General features: G+C 28.3%; 22 protein-coding genes. 21 read left to right on the top strand and 1 reads right to left on the bottom strand.

What is annotated here, in order from left to right; translation table 11 throughout:
• The first annotated feature begins 91 nt into the window (after positions 1-91).
• Entirely contained in the window at positions 92-835 is a 744-nt protein-coding gene (locus ACTG44_RS19700) for a DUF3298 and DUF4163 domain-containing protein (RefSeq protein WP_021386514.1), read from the top strand.
• Between the two features lie 219 nt (positions 836-1,054).
• On the opposite strand, the gene ACTG44_RS19695 is transcribed toward ACTG44_RS19700, so the two are convergent.
• Entirely contained in the window at positions 1,055-1,282 is a 228-nt protein-coding gene (locus ACTG44_RS19695) for a single-stranded DNA-binding protein (RefSeq protein ID WP_021386506.1), read from the bottom strand.
• A 202-nt stretch (positions 1,283-1,484) separates the two neighbouring features.
• Here ACTG44_RS19695 and ACTG44_RS19690 point away from each other — a divergent pair, with 202 nt between their 5' ends.
• The 20 genes from ACTG44_RS19690 (at position 1,485) to tilS (ending at position 19,113) form a co-directional block, all read left to right on the top strand.
• Positions 1,485-2,054, top strand: coding sequence for a recombinase family protein (locus ACTG44_RS19690; RefSeq protein WP_074178786.1), 570 nt, complete (start codon positions 1,485-1,487; stop codon positions 2,052-2,054).
• Positions 2,055-2,618: 564 nt separating this feature from the next.
• Positions 2,619-3,773, top strand: coding sequence for a trans-sulfuration enzyme family protein (locus ACTG44_RS19685; RefSeq protein ID WP_021386505.1), 1,155 nt, complete (start codon positions 2,619-2,621; stop codon positions 3,771-3,773).
• Positions 3,774-3,823: 50 nt separating this feature from the next.
• Positions 3,824-5,077 carry an MFS transporter gene (locus tag ACTG44_RS19680; protein WP_021386483.1) on the top strand — a complete coding sequence of 418 codons (1,254 nt, stop codon included), beginning with the start codon at positions 3,824-3,826 and terminating at the stop codon, positions 5,075-5,077.
• A gap of 125 nt (positions 5,078-5,202) precedes the next feature.
• A complete protein-coding gene (locus tag ACTG44_RS19675) occupies positions 5,203-6,597 on the top strand; it encodes a sodium:solute symporter family protein (RefSeq protein ID WP_479921074.1) in 1,395 nt (464 codons plus the stop codon).
• Between the two features lie 14 nt (positions 6,598-6,611).
• Positions 6,612-6,842, top strand: coding sequence for a hypothetical protein (locus ACTG44_RS19670; RefSeq protein WP_021386481.1), 231 nt, complete (start codon positions 6,612-6,614; stop codon positions 6,840-6,842).
• A gap of 16 nt (positions 6,843-6,858) precedes the next feature.
• Positions 6,859-7,389: a hypothetical protein gene (locus ACTG44_RS19665; protein WP_479921073.1), complete on the top strand. Its 531-nt coding sequence runs from the start codon at positions 6,859-6,861 to the stop codon at positions 7,387-7,389.
• A 144-nt stretch (positions 7,390-7,533) separates the two neighbouring features.
• On the top strand, positions 7,534-8,244 hold the full coding sequence (locus ACTG44_RS19660) for a peptide arginase family protein (protein ID WP_479921072.1): 711 nt from the start codon (positions 7,534-7,536) through the stop codon (positions 8,242-8,244).
• 115 nt (positions 8,245-8,359) lie between these two features.
• Entirely contained in the window at positions 8,360-8,857 is a 498-nt protein-coding gene (locus ACTG44_RS19655) for an SEC-C metal-binding domain-containing protein (protein ID WP_479921071.1), read from the top strand.
• A 9-nt stretch (positions 8,858-8,866) separates the two neighbouring features.
• Positions 8,867-9,028, top strand: a complete 162-nt coding sequence (locus ACTG44_RS19650) for a hypothetical protein (protein WP_021386480.1) — start codon at positions 8,867-8,869, stop codon at positions 9,026-9,028.
• Positions 9,029-9,137: 109 nt separating this feature from the next.
• Positions 9,138-10,076 carry a dipeptidase gene (locus tag ACTG44_RS19645; protein ID WP_479917785.1) on the top strand — a complete coding sequence of 313 codons (939 nt, stop codon included), beginning with the start codon at positions 9,138-9,140 and terminating at the stop codon, positions 10,074-10,076.
• Positions 10,077-10,159: 83 nt separating this feature from the next.
• Positions 10,160-11,020 (top strand): sporulation peptidase YabG, encoded by an 861-nt coding sequence (yabG, locus tag ACTG44_RS19640; protein ID WP_021386497.1) that lies wholly within the window; start codon positions 10,160-10,162, stop codon positions 11,018-11,020.
• A 147-nt stretch (positions 11,021-11,167) separates the two neighbouring features.
• Positions 11,168-11,434 carry a Veg family protein gene (locus ACTG44_RS19635; protein ID WP_009892135.1) on the top strand — a complete coding sequence of 89 codons (267 nt, stop codon included), beginning with the start codon at positions 11,168-11,170 and terminating at the stop codon, positions 11,432-11,434.
• A gap of 92 nt (positions 11,435-11,526) precedes the next feature.
• A complete protein-coding gene (locus ACTG44_RS19630; protein ID WP_021386491.1) occupies positions 11,527-13,077 on the top strand; it encodes a DUF3794 and LysM peptidoglycan-binding domain-containing protein in 1,551 nt (516 codons plus the stop codon).
• A gap of 117 nt (positions 13,078-13,194) precedes the next feature.
• Positions 13,195-14,085: a 4-(cytidine 5'-diphospho)-2-C-methyl-D-erythritol kinase gene (ispE, locus tag ACTG44_RS19625; RefSeq protein ID WP_021386484.1), complete on the top strand. Its 891-nt coding sequence runs from the start codon at positions 13,195-13,197 to the stop codon at positions 14,083-14,085.
• Entirely contained in the window at positions 14,069-14,749 is a 681-nt protein-coding gene (locus ACTG44_RS19620) for a GntR family transcriptional regulator (RefSeq protein WP_479921070.1), read from the top strand. The genes ispE and ACTG44_RS19620 overlap by 17 nt, the downstream gene beginning before the upstream one ends.
• Positions 14,750-14,892: 143 nt before the next feature.
• Positions 14,893-15,552: a stage II sporulation protein R gene (gene spoIIR, locus ACTG44_RS19615; protein WP_021386486.1), complete on the top strand. Its 660-nt coding sequence runs from the start codon at positions 14,893-14,895 to the stop codon at positions 15,550-15,552.
• A gap of 50 nt (positions 15,553-15,602) precedes the next feature.
• On the top strand, positions 15,603-16,088 hold the full coding sequence (locus ACTG44_RS19610) for a cell wall hydrolase (protein ID WP_021386494.1): 486 nt from the start codon (positions 15,603-15,605) through the stop codon (positions 16,086-16,088).
• A gap of 202 nt (positions 16,089-16,290) precedes the next feature.
• Positions 16,291-17,097 carry a glutamate racemase gene (gene murI / locus ACTG44_RS19605; protein WP_021386488.1) on the top strand — a complete coding sequence of 269 codons (807 nt, stop codon included), beginning with the start codon at positions 16,291-16,293 and terminating at the stop codon, positions 17,095-17,097.
• Positions 17,098-17,113: 16 nt separating this feature from the next.
• Positions 17,114-17,542: a YwiB family protein gene (locus tag ACTG44_RS19600; RefSeq protein WP_052328894.1), complete on the top strand. Its 429-nt coding sequence runs from the start codon at positions 17,114-17,116 to the stop codon at positions 17,540-17,542.
• Between the two features lie 182 nt (positions 17,543-17,724).
• A complete protein-coding gene (gene tilS / locus ACTG44_RS19595; RefSeq protein ID WP_021386490.1) occupies positions 17,725-19,113 on the top strand; it encodes a tRNA lysidine(34) synthetase TilS in 1,389 nt (462 codons plus the stop codon).
• Positions 19,114-19,117: the final 4 nt, after the last annotated feature.

Genomic DNA, 19,117 nt, shown 5'->3' with positions numbered 1-19,117 from the left:
TTTCTATTCTTTGCATTTACTATTAACATTATTACTGTTTTAAGCATATTATATTGTATCTGATTTTTTTAATAAAAGGGGGAGGATTTTAATGGAAAATTATCAATCTACAAATACTTGTACATATAACATATTATATGTGCAATTTAATGAAGACTTTGAAAGAAGTAAGTATTTTTCATACGATGTAAAATATCCTATAATATACAATATTAGAAATCAATCTACTTATGTAAATCCAGCGATTTTAAATAACATAAACAATGCTGTAAAAATGACTGTAAACAATTTTAAAAATGGTTTACAGGAAGAAGAACAAGAATATAATAATGCAGCTTCTCAAAATTCACTTCCAAAGCAAAGCTACTGGGTATCTACAAATTATGCAGTTACTTTTAATAAAAATTATGTGCTAAGTATGATATTAAGTCTTATGGCGTTTACTAGTAACTCTGGACCTAAATATAATACATTGAATAATTACAATATAGATTTGACAACTGGAAAAGAACTTTTGCTTGATGACGTTTTTAGAGATGGGGTTGATTATATAAATATAATAACTGATTATATAAAATCTCAAATAAATGAAAATAGAGATATGTATTATTCTAATGTGGAACTAGTCATACCTGAGGACCAAGCTTTTTATCTTACAGATGATGGAATTGTTGTTTATTTTGGTGTTGATGAGATAGCACCTGAAAGTTTTGGAATACCTAAGTTCAAGCTTAAGTTTTCTGATTTTGGAAATTTCATAAATTCACGTTTCTATTGTATCTCTCCAGATATATATGTTCAATCAAGAGGAAAATCGAAGCATTTTATAGGATAAAAATATAGATAATTCTAAGCCCTATTTTAGTATTTATACTGGAGTAGGGTTAAGATTTATCTATCTTAAATAATGTGATTTAAATAGTACTATTTATATGTGTTAATTATATAAATTTAGACATATTGATAAATATTTAAAATAGCACGATTGTTTTGTATTAAAAGTTTTAACTTTTGAATCAACAAGAGGATTATATTATCATATACATTTAAGTCACTATTTTTTTTTATACATTTGCTGATAAGCAGAGTTTTTATTAATAACCTCTACATTCAAATTGGGATTACTTACCACTTCATATAAAAAGAGTTTTCCTAATTTTAATCTGATATTCATCTCCAACCTGTTCCATTCATAGCCTTTGAACAATTCTTTTAATAAAAAAACTTCGCCACAATTGATGTTTTTTAATTCATCTATTGCTTCTTTTAACAGACTATTCATATTATTTCCTCCAATTTGTGTAAACTCATTAATTTCATTATATTGGTAATTTTTGACATAGTCAAACAAATTATAAAGGAATTATTATGGTGTCAAAAGTTAACAGTATTGACACTAAAAAACCATTTTAGTAAAATGGATAAAGATGATTAGATACAAGCCTCTAGGCAACTTCTGTACTAAATCTTTATGTTAGGAAGTGATTATTATTATATATGGATATTGTCGTGTAAGTACAAAAAATCAAACAGATAACAATAGTCTGTATCAGCAACAACAGGAAATATTGAGCAAATATAACGATGCTAAGATAATAAAAGAAACTTATACAGGTACTACTACAAATAGACCTAAATTTGAAAAAGTTATATCATCTCTGAAAAAGGGCGACTTACTTGTTGCAACTAAATTAGATAGGCTAGCTAGAAGTACATCAGAAGGAATACAATTAATAGAAGGATTATTTGCTAAAGAAGTAAGTGTTCATATTTTAAATATAGGACTCTTAGAAAATACTTCAATGGGTAAATTTTTTCTAACTACATTGCTTGCAGTTGCAGAGCTTGAAAGAAATATGATAATAGAGCGTACTCAATTAGGCAAGGAATTTGCTAGAAAGAAAAAGGATTTTAAAGATGGTAGACCAAAGAAATACAGTAATCAACAGATACAATATGCATTAGGATTATTAAACTCTAAACCATATAGAGAGGTTGTGAAGATGACTGGAATCTCTAAAAGCACACTTATTCGTGCAAAAAAATCAATATAATAGAGAGATAATTTATGAAAAATTAGAGGTATAAATAAACTAAAGATATTTATATCTCTAACTAATCTTATTTTAAATTATAATGCATAAAAAATTCTTAAAGGTTTTGTAAAATATTTTTTATATTATATAATTTTACTTTTAGAGTATGTCTGATTAAAGATATTAAGTAATATTAAAATATTTAACTATAGTATATCTATAAAGAGATAATAAATCTTTAAAAATTTATGTGTTACATAAAAAATTAATGATTTATGTAATTATTTAAGGAACAACATAAAAATAGGTATATCTTAGAGTGACATTAGTTATTCTAAGGTATACCTATTTTTGTGCTAAATATTTTAAACATTGTAAAAAAAATATCAAAAATATATTGACTCTATAGTTACTATAGAGTTTATAATTAGAACTGTAAAAAGACAAAATAAGTGTAAGATTTTTAGGAATTATAACAAATATAAAAGTATACTTAAAAAATTTGTATTAAGATTAAGCTAAATTGGTGAAATTTGGCAGGGAAAACGTTGTATAAATAAGTCAAACCAGGAGGGAATTAAAATGAGTAATAATATTAATCAAGATTTAGAGACAAAAATAATACATTGGGGACATAGTGCAGACCCAACGACAGGTGCATTAGCTACACCAATATGCCAAACAGCAACATTTGCAGCAAAGACAGTAGAACATTTTGAAGAGTTATGTATGACATGGGGATATGTATATACAAGAGAGTGTAATCCTACACTTACAGAATTAGAGGATAAATTAGCTATGCTTGAAAATGCAGAAAGTGCAATATCTAGTACATCAGGCATGGGGGCAATAACATCTACTATATTAGCATTAGTAAAAAGTGGAGACCATATAGTTAGTTCAGATGGGATATTCTCGCACACTAAATTATTTATGTCTGAATTATTATCTAAATTTGGAGTTGAAGTTACATTTGTAGATGCAGTAAATCCGCAAAATATAAAAGATGCAATGAAGCCAAATACTAAGATTGTTTATATAGAAAGTCCTTTAAACCCTTCATTGGATTTGGTAGATATAAAAACAATAGCTGAAATTGCTCATGAAAATAAAAGCTTAGCAATAGTTGACAGTACTTTTGGTACACCAATTATACAAAGACCGATAGATTTAGGTGCAGATTTAGTAATACATAGTCTTACTAAATTTATAAATGGACATGGGGATACTTTAGGGGGATCAGTAGCAGGTTCGAAGGAATTAATAGACTTAGTTAGATGGCCAAGTTTATGTTGTTTTACAGGAGCATCTTTACCACCAATGAGTGCATGGATGATTTTAAGAGGTATGAAAACGTTAGATATGAGAATGAAAAAGCATTGTGAGAATGGATTAGCAGTAGCAGAGTTCTTGGAACAAGAAGAAAGCGTGGAATTAGTAAAATATCCAGCACTAAAATCTCATCCTCAATATGAGCTTTGTAAAACTCAAATGAATGGTTTAGGTGGAGGTGTAGTTTCATTTAAACTAAAAGATGGTATCAATGGTTTGACAAGAGACCAAGCTAGTAGAAGATTAATGAACTCTTTAGAACTTGCAACAATAGCAACAAGTTTAGGAGAAGAGCATACATTAGTTCAAATGAATGGAGAAAATCTAATAAGAATAGCTGTAGGATTAGAATCTTCAAATGATATAATAAACGATTTTAAACAAGCGATAGAAAAATTAAAATAAAATTATATGAATAAAATTACAAATAACAAAATTTTAAGGAGAGAAAATCAATGGAAAACAAAAGTAATGTTAAAAGATTTTTGATAATATTCATATTGGCATTTGGAACAACAGCTATGTATAGTTTACCATATATGAAATCATCATTTTATGACCCAATGCAACAAGCTTTAGCATTAAGTCATACACAAATAGGGAACTTATTGAGTTTATATGGATTAGTAGGAATGGTATCTTATTTTATAGGAGGATGGTTTGCAGATAGATTCTCAGTTAGAAAGCTGATAACTTTTTCTTTAATTGCTTCAGGGTTACTTGGGTTTTACTTCTCAACATTCCCATCATATAATATGATTCTTTTAATATTTGTATTGTGGGGATTTACAACAATATTAACTTTCTTCTCAGCATCTGTTAAAGTTGTTAGAATGCAAGGTAGTGAATCAGAGCAAGGAAGAATATTTGGTTTTTATGAAGGATTATCAGGTGTATCAGGTACATTAATTTCTTTTATAGGTCTTTATTTCTTTGGTAAATTTGCTGAAATAACAATAGGATTCAAATATGTAGTATGGTTATATTCTGCAGCATCTATAATATGTGGTATACTTTTATTCTTCTTAGTAGAAGAGAAAAAAGATACTGGAGCATCAGATGAAGGCTTAAGCATTAAATCACTATTAAAAGTAGTTACAATGCCAAAGGCTTGGTTAATTGGTCTTATAATATTTTCAACTTACCTAGTATTCTCAAGTTTAACTTACTTAAGCCCATATTTATCAGAAGTTTATGTAATGCCAATGACTTTAGTTTCAGCTCTATCAATAATTAGAACTTATGTTATAAAAATGGGAGCATCTCCTGTTGCTGGTGTCATAACAGATAAAGTTGGCTCATCTATAAGAGTAATGTTTGTAGGATTTATACTAATGACAGTAAGTACAGCTGCCTACTTGGTAATTCCTAAAGGTGCAGGGTTTATATGGATAGCTGTAATAAATATGATAATACTAAGTGTAATCTTGTTTGGATTTAGAGGAATATACTTTGCATCTGTTTCAGAATCTAATATATCTTTAGAAACTACAGGAGCAGTAGTTGGATTTGCCTCATTTATAGGATTTTCTCCAGACGCATTTTATTACACTATAGCAGGTAATTGGTTAGATAAATATGGACAAACAGGATATACATATATATTCATTTTATCTGTAGTATGTGCAGTTATAGGTATATTTGCCACTTATGCTCTAAATAAGATAAATAAAAGAGAAAATAACAATTTGAATAACAAGATTGCTTAATAACGAGATTGATTAAATACTTATAATTATTATATAACTCTACCTATTTTTATGGAAATGGGTAGAGTTGTTCATATTTACATATTAAAGTAAAAATTTAAAATATAAGAACGTGGAGATTAGATATGTTAGCATTGTGGGAAAATGGAATTATAGTTATATTTGCATTTATATTATTAGGGATAGGTTATTATTTTTCTAGAAATGTAAAAGATATGGAGAGCTATTACCTAGGAAATCGAAGCTTACCATGGTCATTGATAGTAGGTACTTTGGTTGCTTCATGGTATGGGGGCGTTGGTACGGTAGGTAGTGTAGAATATGCGGCTATATATGGAATATCTGCATGGGCAGTTTGGTCAATAGCTGCACATATTGGAAGGATGCCTTTAGCATTATGGGTTGGGCCGAGAATTCATATAAGAACCAATATAACAGTTCCTGACCTATTGGAAAGTTTTTATGGTAAACAGGTTGCTATAATTGGAGCAATCTTGATGTTTATATATTGTGCACAGCTTGGAGAAATAACAGCTATGGGAACTATAGGTAATGTAGCTTGGGGAATAGATAAAGAATTGATTGGTTTAATAATGGTAGTTGTAGTCGTTGTACTTACAGTACTTGGTGGGCTTATGGGAGTTGCCATTACAGATATGGTATTATTTTTTTGCATGGTATTTGGTCTAACTATGGTTATGCCAGGTCAATTTGAACAAATAGGAGGTTTTCAAGGTCTTACAGAAGCACTTAAAGATGCACCTCAGCTTATGCATCCTACCAAAGGTATGTCAGCGATGAAAGCACTGATGTTAATTGTATATTCTTTTGGAGCTTATTCAGACCCAACTTTTTATCAAAGATTTTCAGCAGCAGACTCCCCTAAAGTTGGTAGAAGGGCCTTATTAACTTGTTTTTCTTTATGGATATGTTTTGATATGGTTTTAACTATGACAGGTCTTATAGTAAGAGCCACTTATCCAGAAATGGCACCAGCTGCTGGGTACATAACTTTAGTTTTGGAGACATTACCACAAGGAATAAGAGTAATATTTATAATAGGAATCTTAGGTTCTATAGTATCAACATTAGATAGTTATTATTTAGCGGCAGGAGCTACCTTGGCAAATGATATATATGGAAGAATTACGAAAAAGGAGTTATCTCAGAAACAATTAGTAAAGTTTACTAGAATAGGTGTATGTTTAGCAGCAGTTATGGGACTTAGTGTAGCATTTAGATTTGAAAATGTATATGATGCATGTATATTTGTAGGAAGTATCTGGATGGGTTCAGCATTTGTACCTATAGTAGGTGGACTTCTTGGAAATGGAAGGAGGACATCTATGGGTGGAGTTTTAGGAATGATTGTAGGGGGAGTTACTTTTGGTTATTTTAAAATATTCCCAGTCCAAAGTTTTGAGCTAGAACCTCTTGTAATGGCTATACCTCTTTCATTTATTGCATGGATAATTGGAAACAGAATAGGTGAAAATTTAAATACACAAAATAATCTATAAAAGGAGAAACTGCTATGTCTAAATTAGTGTCTAAGGTAAAAAAAGATTTAGAAATAAAATGGCTTGGAATAGATGGTTTTCTAGTACTATTGTACTTTTTAATAACAGGATTTATATTTTATGGTATAGTGACTAGAAATGATATTATAGTTGGAAAGATAATTCCATATGGAGTTATGACAGTTGTAGTTATAATATTTTTTGACTATCTATATAGAGTTGTAAAAATGACAAGAAAAAAATAAGAAAGAGAATGATTTTATGGATATAAGAGCCTTACCTATAAAAATTACAAAAGATGAAGCTATAGATATAGCCAAAAATGGAAAAAACTCTTTGATTAGCAAATTTATATTAAAGAACAAAGATACTCATGAAGTTAGACTTCACTATATAGAGTTTAAAGTTGTCACACTTAAAATTCATAAAAATAAATCTATTTTTATGAAAAAAAAACATTCTAATGATACAAATGAATTAAAAATCTTGGTGAATGGTTCTACAGGTGCTGGTAGTATAGTGCAAGAGTTGCCAGTACATGAAATAGTAAAAAATGTAGATTGTAATATTGTACAGTATAGTGATAAAGATGAAAGAAGAGTAAAAGCAAAAGCAAACAAGATGGCTATGAGGTTAACTCATAGGTTTATGGGAGGAATTCCAGAAATTGAAATAGTTAAAATTGAAAGTATTTTTAGACCATATTGGGTAGTATTTTTTGGAAAAGTGGAATTGAATACAAGAGTTAGTTATCTTCCAATTGAAGCTGATGGCTTTGTTATAGGAATGTAATATATTTTGCACTTATTGTATAATACATATTAAGAGAAGATGTTATATTTAGCTATATAATATGTCTTCTATAGTAGATAATATGATTTGCAATAAGTGCATTTTAGATTTTATAGATTATAAAAATGGAGGAAATTAAGTCTTATGGAAAGTTATGAATATAATGGATTTTATATAGAAAAACCAGTGGGGAACAATGTATTCTCATATGATAAGAGAGAAAATAAAAGTATATATGTACCAAAACTTATAAGTGGTACATTGAATAATGTAAAGCTGGGTAATGAGGTAGTTTTTAATGAAATAGACGAAAATGAGGAAATAAAAGCAATAGGATTGGAGAATATGGTCGAATATGTCCTGGGAAATAAAACAATATACGTGTTTGATAATCATAATCATGCATTTTATTTTTGGTTAAAATCTATGATGAATGATGAATTTACAAGAGGATGTAAGTTAGTACATGTAGACCAACATAAGGACACTAGAGAGCCTGAAAGCTATGATGTAGATGTAAACAATATAGAAGATGTATTTAGGTATACAAATGAGGTTCTAAATGTAGGAAGTTTTATAAAACCAGCACTAAAACATAAAATATTTTCAGAATTAATAATAATAGACAGTTTATATGGATTTGATTTAGAGATAGAGCCCGAGTTTGTTCTTGATATAGACTTGGATATATTTTCAAGTGATATGGAGTATATACCGTTTGATTTCAAACTGGATAAGATAAAAAACTTAATTAAAAAAGCTAAAGTAATAACAATTGCTACAAGCCCTTACTTTATAAACCAAGAGTATGCTATAAAAGTGTTAAAAGAATTGTTTAATTATGATATAATATAAGAGTTAACTTTAAATAGAATATGGTATAATCAAAAAGAAGAAACTTCCAATCTAACTAAAAGATTTTATACTATAAAAACTATAAAAATATAGATGTACTTAGGAGGAAAAAAGTATGAGTTTATATACTGAATGGAGAAATTTAAGTGATAATCATGAAAGTCAAGAAGCAGAGGTAAAATTCTGGGAAGCATATTTAAAAATTGAAGCTGGAATATACAATGAAATATTAAACAATAAAATGGATGTTGTTGAAGGTAAAGTAGGTGAATTAGCTGAAAAATTTGGAACTACTAATGAATTTTTCATGGGATTCATAGATGGAATAAGTGAAAGTTTAAAAGAAGATATAGTTTTAGAAGGTGTAGAAGCTGATAAAGAAGTTTCTATAAAAATAGATTGGGAAAAATTATATAACAATATGGTAACTGTTGAAGCTCATTGGTTATATAATCTACAAGGTTGGGAAGAAATATTACCAGCAGACCAAAGAAAAGAAATAATAAAAGCGTACAAAAAATCTAAAACTATAGTTAAAGAAGCAAAAATAGGAAGAAATGATTCATGCCCATGTGGAAGTGGAAAAAAATATAAGAAATGTTGTGGAAAGTAAGGTAGTCTTATGTTTATTTTAAGATTTGCAGATGATGATGACAATTTATCAGTTAAAGATTTTACATCTTTAACTGATTTAAAAAAATATATTAGTGAAAATAATATAGATAAGACATGGCATCAAATTGAAGAGGTTAAAAGAGTAATACCTAACTTAAAAGAGGAATAAGATTAAGTAATATCAAAAAGAATATTAAAAAATAGTTGTCAATAGTTGTCTATAAGGACAACTATTTCTATTTTTGGATATAAATATAAAATATACAGGGGGTATAAATATGAAATTTATTGATTTACATTGTGATACTATAGCAAAGCTAATGGAAAATGTAGAAACAAGCGAACTTAAGTCTAACAAGTATTCTGTTGATATAGACAGATTGAAAAAAGGGGATTCATTAGCTCAAACATTTGCCCTTTTTGTTGATACTGAAGAAGTAAAGCATCCTTTTGATTATTGTATGAGCATGGCAAATAAATTTCATGAGGAAATGAAAAAAAATAGTGATGTGATAGCTTTAGCTACTAACTATGAAGAAATTATGAAAAATCAATCAGAAGGAAAACTTACAGCACTTTTATCTATTGAGGAAGGTGCAGTACTTGAAGGTAAGATAGAAAATTTAACTAAATTTTACAACTTAGGGGTTAGAATGATGACAATAAGTTGGAATCATGTGAATGAATTGAGTTTTCCTCATAATAAAGTAGAGTATAGAGAAAAAGGTCTTACTGATTTTGGAAGAGAAGTAGTACATAAAATGAATGAATTGGGAATGTTAGTTGATGTTTCACATATTTCAGATGGAGGATTTTATGAAATTGCGAAGATTTCTTCTAAGCCAATAATTGCTACACACTCTAATTCAAGAGCAATGATGAATCATTCTAGAAATCTAACTGATGATATGATTAGAGTATTGGCAAATAAAGGCGGAGTTACAGGTATAAACTTTTTCCATATGTTTTTAAGTGATAAAAGCGAAAGTAAGCTTGAAGATATGCTTAGACATATAAAACATATTGTAAATGTTGGAGGAATAGATGTTGTGGCTCTAGGCTCAGATTTTGATGGGATAGATTCAAAGGTTGAGATTGAGGATATATCTCAAATGGGTAAATTATACGAACCCCTAAAAAAAGAAGGATTTAGTGAAGATGAAATAGAAAAGATATACTATAAAAATGCTTTAAGAGTAATAAGAGACGTATTATAAGAAATGTTTTTTTGACATTAGGAAACAAAGTTTTATATCGAACATAGTATAAACTAAGATAAAAATTTATTGGAGGTTTAACTATGAAGGTAGGAGACATTGTAGCTAGAAAGTCACATAACAAAGATATAGTATTTAAAATAGTCTCTTTTGGTGTAGATGAAAATAATGAAAAAATAGCTATACTAAAGGGTATTGCATTTAGAGTAATAGCAGATGCTTATATTGATGATTTAGAATTAGTAAAAGCACCTGATATAAAAGATATATTAATAGATAAAAATGTAGAAAATTTATTATATAAGTCAGTGAGAAAAGCTAAAGAAAGACAAAAGAGAATGACAAGAGCAGTTCCAAAACTTCAATTAAATCCTAACACATATGGAATGCCTGGAAAAGTATTACAGATAGATGGAGATAAAGAATATCTAAAAATTTGTTTGGATGTATACGCTCAACTTGGAATACCTGCTGTAGGAGTAGCAGTTTCAGAGCAAAACCAGTATAAAGAAGTAAGAGCACTACTAGAAAAATATAATCCGGATATACTAGTAATAACAGGTCATGATGCAATGACAATAAAAAGAGGAGATATAGAAGATATGAGCAACTATAGAAACTCTTTAAACTTTATGAAAACGGTAAAAGAAGCACGTAAATGGCAACCAAATTTGGATAATCTTGTTATATTTGCAGGAGCATGCCAATCAAATTATGAAAAAATAATAAGTGCAGGAGCAAATTATGCAAGTTCACCTGGAAGAATAATGATACATGCTTTAGACCCTGTTTTTGTAGTTGAGAAAATTGCTTGTTCAAGAATTGATGTAGTAGTGCCTATTGACGAGGTCATAGAGCAGACTATTACAGGTGTTAAGGGTATCGGCGGTTCTGAAACAAGAGGGAAATTTAGATGGGCAATGCCAAAAACAATATTACATTAACAAAAATTAGCATAATTATACTGTATATCTTCAAAAATAGTATTGACATTTTTGCAAAAAATATATAAAATAATTAGTTTAAACATTTGACAAAAATGTTTATATGTGATATTATGTAAACATATAAACGTTAAAGAAGGTGATATTGTGGCTACTGTTCAAACTCTGGATAAGATAAGAGTAAGCTTAGAGAGACATATAGGAAAGAAAATATTGTTGAAAGCTAATAAAGGAAGAAAGCAGATTATTACAAAAGAGGGTATACTAGAAAAAGTTTATCCAAGCGTGTTCGTTATAAAATTAGATGATGAAAGTAATGGATACCCTAGAGTATCTTATAGTTACTCAGATTTATTAACATCTAATGTAAAATTGCAAGTTTTTAGAGATCAAGATAAATTACAGATAAGTTAAAATTATACCTATTAAAAATAGGTGTAATTTTTTTTTTGCTCCTTAAATATAAATATAGTGTGATACTTTTATAATACTTAAGGAGGTAAAGTATGGAATTAATTAAAGATGTAATTAAGATTGACAATAGAATAGACTTTGGAAAATTTCAAACATTTATTGAGGCGGAGGCGGTAGTACCAGACAAAAAATTAGATGTATATGAAATTGTAAAGACAGAAGGGTACATATCACTTAAAAAAATTGAAATGGCAGATGGGAAGATACTTTGTAGGGGAAGCTTTAATTATAATGTAATCTATATTGCAGATGATAAAAATACTATTTCTAATGTAGATGGAAAAGTAGATATAAACGAAGTTATAGAAAAAGATAATGTTGTTCAAGATATGGAATACATGTTATTTTCAGAAGTAGAGCATATGGATTGTACTATAATGAATGAGAGAAAAATCAAAGTAGGAGCTCTTATGAATATAAGAGGAAGTTTATTTGAAAAGCAAAGATTAGATATAGTAAAGGATGTATCACAAGTAGAAGGAATACAAAAGCATAGAAAAGAAATTTGTTTTCAAGATATAGTTGGAATAGAAAAAGCAGAAAGTTCTATAAGAGATACTATAACTATAAACACAGAAGAAATTCAGTCTATAATAAGTTTGAATCCATCTGTTAAAGTAAAAGAAAGCAGAGTGACTGACAATAAGGTTATTATTGGTGGAGTATTAGAAATAAATCCATTAGCTTGTACATATGAGGGTGAACTTGTAGAGTTAGATAGAGTAGGTATTGAGTTTACTCAATTTGTAGAAGTACCTGGAGTTAGTGATGGTATGATTGAGGAAGTCTTATTGTCCATGTCAGACTTCAATCATATTTTCAAACAAAATAGTGAAAGTAATACAGGTCTTTTAGAAATAGATTGTATGGCTTGTTGTAAAGTGAAAGTTACAGATGAGGTGACGAGAGAAGTATTACAAGATGCATATTCTCCTCAGAAAATAATAAAATTTGACCATAAGCCTATTCAATTAAACAAGACTTTAAGAAATAGTGAAGAGACATTTATGGTTAGAGAAGGCATAAGAAATGATAATGATGATATACAAATAAAAGATATTGTAAGCGTTTGTCCAACTATGTCTATAGAAAATAGTTATATTGAAGAAAATAAAAGTATTATACAAGGGATTATAAAAGTTGAGATTTTATTTGTTCCAGTTGAGGGTCTAAAATTAGTTTACAAAATTAGTGAAGAAATTCCATTTGAACATGATATAGAGATGGATAATTTAACTGATACAGCATCTGTATTTAATACAGCATGCATTGATAAAATTGAAGTTGATTTGAATAGAGACCAAATAGACTTAGTTATAAAAATTAAGCGATTTACTGAAGCACTAGATAAAAAGGCAGAAAACTTTATCATCAAAGGTGAAGACCAAGGTGTATATGATTTGTCTAAGGCTCCTAGTATAATTGTATATATATGTAAAGAGGGAGATACTTTCTGGAACATCGCAAAAAAATACAATACAACAGAAAATGAAATTGCAGAGCTTAATGATATAAAACTTGATGAACCAATTAAGCCTGGCAAGTGTCTTATTTTAGAAAAAAAAGTCGTATTAGTAGATTAATATTAAAAAATTTAAAGTAATTAAGTATAATAGGGTATTATAATACCCTATTATTTTATTTTTTGTAGTATAATATTATTGTTAGTGATGCATTATTCTTTAAACAAGGAGGATAGAATGGATTTTATAAAACTAAAAAGTAAGGCAAAAATAAATTTATCCATTGATGTCTTAGGAAAAAGGCAAGATGGTTATCATTTTGTTGAAATGATAATGCAAACGATAGATTTATACGATATAGTAAAAGTAAAAGAATTAGATGAAGATGAAATAAAGGTAAAAAGCACTAGTTTAGATATTCCTTTAGATGAAGATAATATTGTTTATAAAGCCGCCAAAATACTTAAGAATAAATTTGATATAAAAAAAGGTGTAGAAATATTCATAGAAAAAAATATCCCTGTAGCAGCGGGAATGGCTGGAGGAAGTTCTAACGCAGCCGCAGTATTAGTAGGTTTAAATCAATTGTGGAAGCTTGAATTATCTGAAGATGAATTAAAAGACATAGGATTTAATTTAGGAGCAGATATTCCATTTTGCATATCAGGAAAACCTGCTTTAGCTCAAGGAGTTGGAGAAAAGCTAACTGATATCAAAGGTTTGCCACGTGATATAAATATATTAATATGTAAACCAGACTTATTTGTTTCTACTAAGGAAGTTTATCAAGGATTAGATTTGAATAATATTAAAAAAAGGCCAAATAATAAATATTTGATAGAATGTTTAAAATCTGAAGATATAAAAGCTTTATCAGAAAATATGGTAAATGTTCTTGAAAATGTTACTATAAGTAAGCACAAAGAAATAGATAATATAAAGCAAATCATGATGAAAAATAATGCTTTAGGTTCTATGATGAGTGGAAGTGGTCCTACAGTTTTTGGATTATTTGAAAGTAAAGAAGATGCTCTAATTGGAAAAAAAGAATTATTAAAAAAATATAAACAGGTATATGTTGTTAATAGCAGTCAAAAAGGGGTTGAAATTTGTGGAGAATTTAACTAAACTGAACTTGGATAATTACAAGCCATTAAGAGATGTAGTTTTTGAAAATTTGAGAGAAGCAATCTTAGAAGGAAAATTAAAGCCTGGTCAAAGGCTAATGGAAGTACAGCTAGCAGAACAATTGGGAGTAAGTAGAACTCCAGTAAGAGAGGCAATAAGAAAGCTTGAATTAGAAGGTTTAGTTGTTATGTTGCCTAGAAAAGGTGCTTATGTGGCAAATATGTCATTAAAAGATATTATGGATGTATTAGAAGTAAGAGCGAGCTTAGAAGGTTTAGCAGCATATCTTGCTGCTGAAAGAATCAGTGATGAAGATATTAAAAGGCTTAAAGATATATCAGAAGACTTTAAAAAAAGCACTTTAGAATGTGATGTAGATTCATTATTAAAACTTGATGTAGAGTTTCATGAATGTATATTTAAAGCAACAAACAATAAAAAATTAATCCAATTGATAAACTCATTATGGGAACAAGTATATAGGTTTAGAGTTACTTACATGTCTGATTATGACACATCACATAATATTGTTGAAGAACACAGATACTTACTTGATGCTATAATTAAGGGAGATAGTGAGCTATCTAAGAAGTACGCTACAGAACATATAGAAAAAGCAGAACAGTTTATGATAGATAAGGCTATGATTAATAAAGACTTATAAAATATAAAGTGAAAAAAGCTATTTTAAAATGATTATAATCGTTTTAAAATAGCTTTTTTTATTAATATTAAAAAATATTATGAATAAATTAAATTAAATTGGACATAATTGATGATATAAATTTATCTTAAGGGGGATTTTCAGTGAGAAAAGTTAAGATTAGATTGGGAATATTAATATTAAGTCTTATATCAGTTATATCAATAATGACAATAGTAATAAATGGTGAAGTAAAAAAGGTCGATAGTATATCAAAAGACTATAAAGATAAATTAATAAGATTTCATGTTATAGCAAATAGTAATACAGATGAAGACCAAGAACTTAAGTTAAAAGTTAGAGATGAAGTAATAAAATACCTACAGCCAAAGCTTCAAAATTCAAAAAGCATAGAAGAAAGTGAAGCAATTATAAAAAGGGAATATAGCAATTTGGAAGAAATAAGTAAAAATATTATTCTTGAAAATGGATATAATTACAGTGTAAAGGTAGGTATACAATACAGTAATTTCCCTACTAAACAATATTCTAATATAGTTCTTCCAGCTGGTGAATATAAAGCTTTAAAAATTATCATTGGAAAAGGCGAAGGAAAAAATTGGTGGTGTGTTATGTTTCCACCATTATGCTTTGTTGATGAATCTAATGGAGTAATAGATAAATCCACAGATGATAAGTTGAAAGAAGTATTAACTGATAAAGAATATAAGTTAATAAAACAAGATACACCAAAGAAAACAAGTAGAGTAAAAATTAAGTTTAAAGTACTTGAAGTAGTAAAGGATTTAGAGAAAAAATTTTAAAAATAAGATTGTAAGGAGTGGTTTTAATCATGGACAGGTGGAGTAAACTGATGGCTATACTATTAGCTTTGACTTGTATATTTATGCCTATTAAAGAGGTATTTGCATATGAACCAACAGAGAAAGTTAATAAAATAAATAAACAAGAAAAAAATATAGCAAAGAAAGAAGTCATAAATTTATCTAATGATGACTTGATGCTATTATCTAGGTTGGTTGCAGGAGAAGCTAGAGGAGAAAGCTATGAGGGACAGGTAGCTGTGGCAGCTGTAGTAATAAATAGGATATTGGACCCTAGATTTCCAGACACAATAGAAGAAGTCATATATCAAAAAAATGCTTTCTCAGTTGTGCTTGATGGGTCAATAAATATGACACCAACAGATTCAGCATGTAAAGCAGCTCAAGAAGCACTTTATGGAACTGACCCAACTAATAAAGCAGTATATTTTTGGAATCCAGAAATAGCCACTTGCAAATGGATAAATAGACTAAGTCCATATATGAAAATAGGGAATCATGTGTTTGCAAAATAAATATAAATTTTTGAAATATCGAAAGGAGTTGTCTTTTTCTAGAAATTATTTTCTAATTTAAGATAGCTCCTTTATTTTTTGTTTAAAATAAACTATAATAATCATTTAGGTAATAATATATTAACTGTGAATATAAATATAAATTTTAGCGATAAATAAGTTGTTGTTAAACACAAAATTGTAAAGTAGGTGTTGTATAAAAATGAGTAATAAGCCAATAGGAGTTTTTGATTCGGGATTAGGCGGATTAACTGTTCTAAAAGAGATAATGAAGATATTACCAAATGAGGATATAATATACTTTGGAGATACTGCCAGAATACCATATGGTTCAAGATCTAAAGAAACTATAATTAAATATACTTTTCAAGCTATAAACTTTCTAAAAACTAAAGATGTAAAAGCCATAGTTATAGCATGTAATACTGCTACTGCAAGAAGTTTAAAAGAAGCTCAAGAAAAATATGATATACCTATAATTGGTGTTATAGAGGCAGGAGCTAGAACAGCTGTAAGTTCTACAAAAAATAAAATTGTAGGTATAATAGGAACTGAAGGAACTATAAGTTCAAAAGCATATAATTTAGAAATATCTAAAATAGATGAAAGTATAGAAATTGTTAACAAAGCATGCCCTTTATTTGTGCCTATTGTTGAAGAAGGTTGGGCAAATACAGAAGTAGCTAAATTGACGGCAAAGATATATTTACAAGAATTGAAAGAAAAAAACATAGACTCTTTAGTATTAGGGTGTACTCATTATCCTATCTTGAAGAGAACAATAGGCGAAGAAGTTGGAGAACATATAAGATTAGTTAATCCAGCTAAAGAGACTGCTAAGGATTTAAAAACGATTTTAGAGGTACAAAATATTATAAACGATACAGAAGTTCATGGAACATATCAATATTATGTATCAGACATACATGAGAAGTTTTCGGATATAGCAAGAGAATTCTTAAAGAAAAAAATTGATAAGATTCAAAAAGTAGAAATACAAAAATATTAGCGTATATGAGGAATCTATGGAGGAAAAATCGTTGAGTGTAAAAATAAGTATAAATACTAGACAATATGATGAAAAAGGAAATATGGACACCATAGAGATGACTGCCTTTGGTAAAATTTTTTATAAAAATGATGGAATATATGTTATTTACAAAGAAAAAGAAGAAAATATAGAAATAACTAATACTATAAAGATACTTAAAGATGAAGTTAGTATCAAAAAATTTGGTGCTATTAACTCAACAATGCTGTTTAAGTGTGGAGAAAGTAGCGCTACAAAATATGTGACCCCACAAGGTACTCTATTAATTGATATTGATACAAGAGAATTGGATATAAATATACAAGAAGGGGAACACATAAAATTGAAAATAGACTATAATATAAAGATACAAGATTTATTTTTAGGTAGGAATAAAATAGATATATACATAGGTATTAAATAATAACTATAGCTATTTTCTAGAAATTTTATAAAGGTAGTGAAAAAACTACCTTTTATTTAATTTATTTGGTATTATTATATTTATATTAAACTTTAATTTCTTAAAATTGATACAAGGGTTTAGCGTTTTTTTATAGAAAGTATACTTAAAAGTGAATAAAACTAAGTGTAAGAGGGATAAATATGATATTTGATAAGGTACTAAGTACTATAAATAAACATAATTTAATACAAAAAGGCGATAAAATAGTTTTAGGTCTCTCTGGAGGACCTGATTCAGTTTGTTTATTGCATGTACTAAATAGATTAAAAAAAGATTTTAATATAGAAATATATGCAGCACATTTAAATCATCAGATAAGAGGGATAGAAGCTCAAAAAGATGCATTATATGTATCTAAACTTTGTGAGGATATGGGAATAGTATTCTTTGTAAAGTCTATTAATGTACCAAAATATTGTGAAAATGAGGGGTTATCATTAGAAGAAGGAGCAAGGAAGTTAAGATATGAAATGTTTTATGAAATTAAGGATAAGATTAAAGCTAATAAGATAGCTATAGGTCATAATCTTAATGACCAAGCTGAAACTGTTATGATGCGTATCATGAGAGGAACAGGTCTAACAGGTCTAAAGGGAATTGATTATATTAGAGATAATTGTATAATTAGACCAATATTAGATGTGGAAAGAAGTGATATAGAGGATTATTGTGAAGCTTATAATTTAAATCCTAGAATAGATAAAACCAACTTAGAAAATATATACACTAGAAATAAAATAAGGTTAGACCTTTTACCATATATGAAGGATAATTTTAATTCAAATGTAATAGAATCTATAGTGAGGATGAGCAATAGTTTAAAAATTGATAACGATTATATTGAGAAAGAGGCAGAAGCTAAATTTAGAGAAGTTTCAAGTGTAAAAGAAAAGGGCTTTGTAGAGATAAATTTAGACGATTTTATTTGCTTGCATGATGCTATCAAAGTTAGGGTTCTTAGAAATTCTATAAAACATATACTAGGAGATACTAATTTTGTTGACCAAAGACATATAGAGGATATAATGTCTTTAGAGGATAATTCGAAAGTAAATAAAATGTTAACTCTTCCAAGAAATATATTTGTTTATAGAAAAAAAGACAGTATAATATTAACCAATGAGGAAATTGTTAATGAGGAGATTGAATTTTATTACAATGTACCTAGTAATGGGTTTATTAAAATAAAAGAATTAAAACAAATTATTGAGACCCAAATAATGAGTATAGATAGGTATAAGAGTATGAAATTAGACAATTCATCTAAAGGGTTTGATTTTAATAAGGTAAAAGGGGGTATAGTAATAAGAAGCAGAAGGCAAGGTGATAAGATAAAGCTTGCTATGGGAAGTAAAAAAGTGAAAGATTTATTCATAGATTTAAAAATCCCAAGAGAAGAAAGGTGTAAAATTCCTATAATCACAGATAGTGAGGGAATAATATGTGTTGGAGATTATAAAATCAGTGAGAATTATAAAATTGACGAAAGCACAAAAGAAGTATTAAAAATTAATTTTAACAAATTATAGAGCA

The sequence above is a fragment of the Clostridioides sp. LIBA-2809 genome (genome assembly GCF_056688965.1).
Note: the sequence above shows the minus strand (reverse complement) of the source record. Positions and strands in the feature narration are given on the sequence as shown.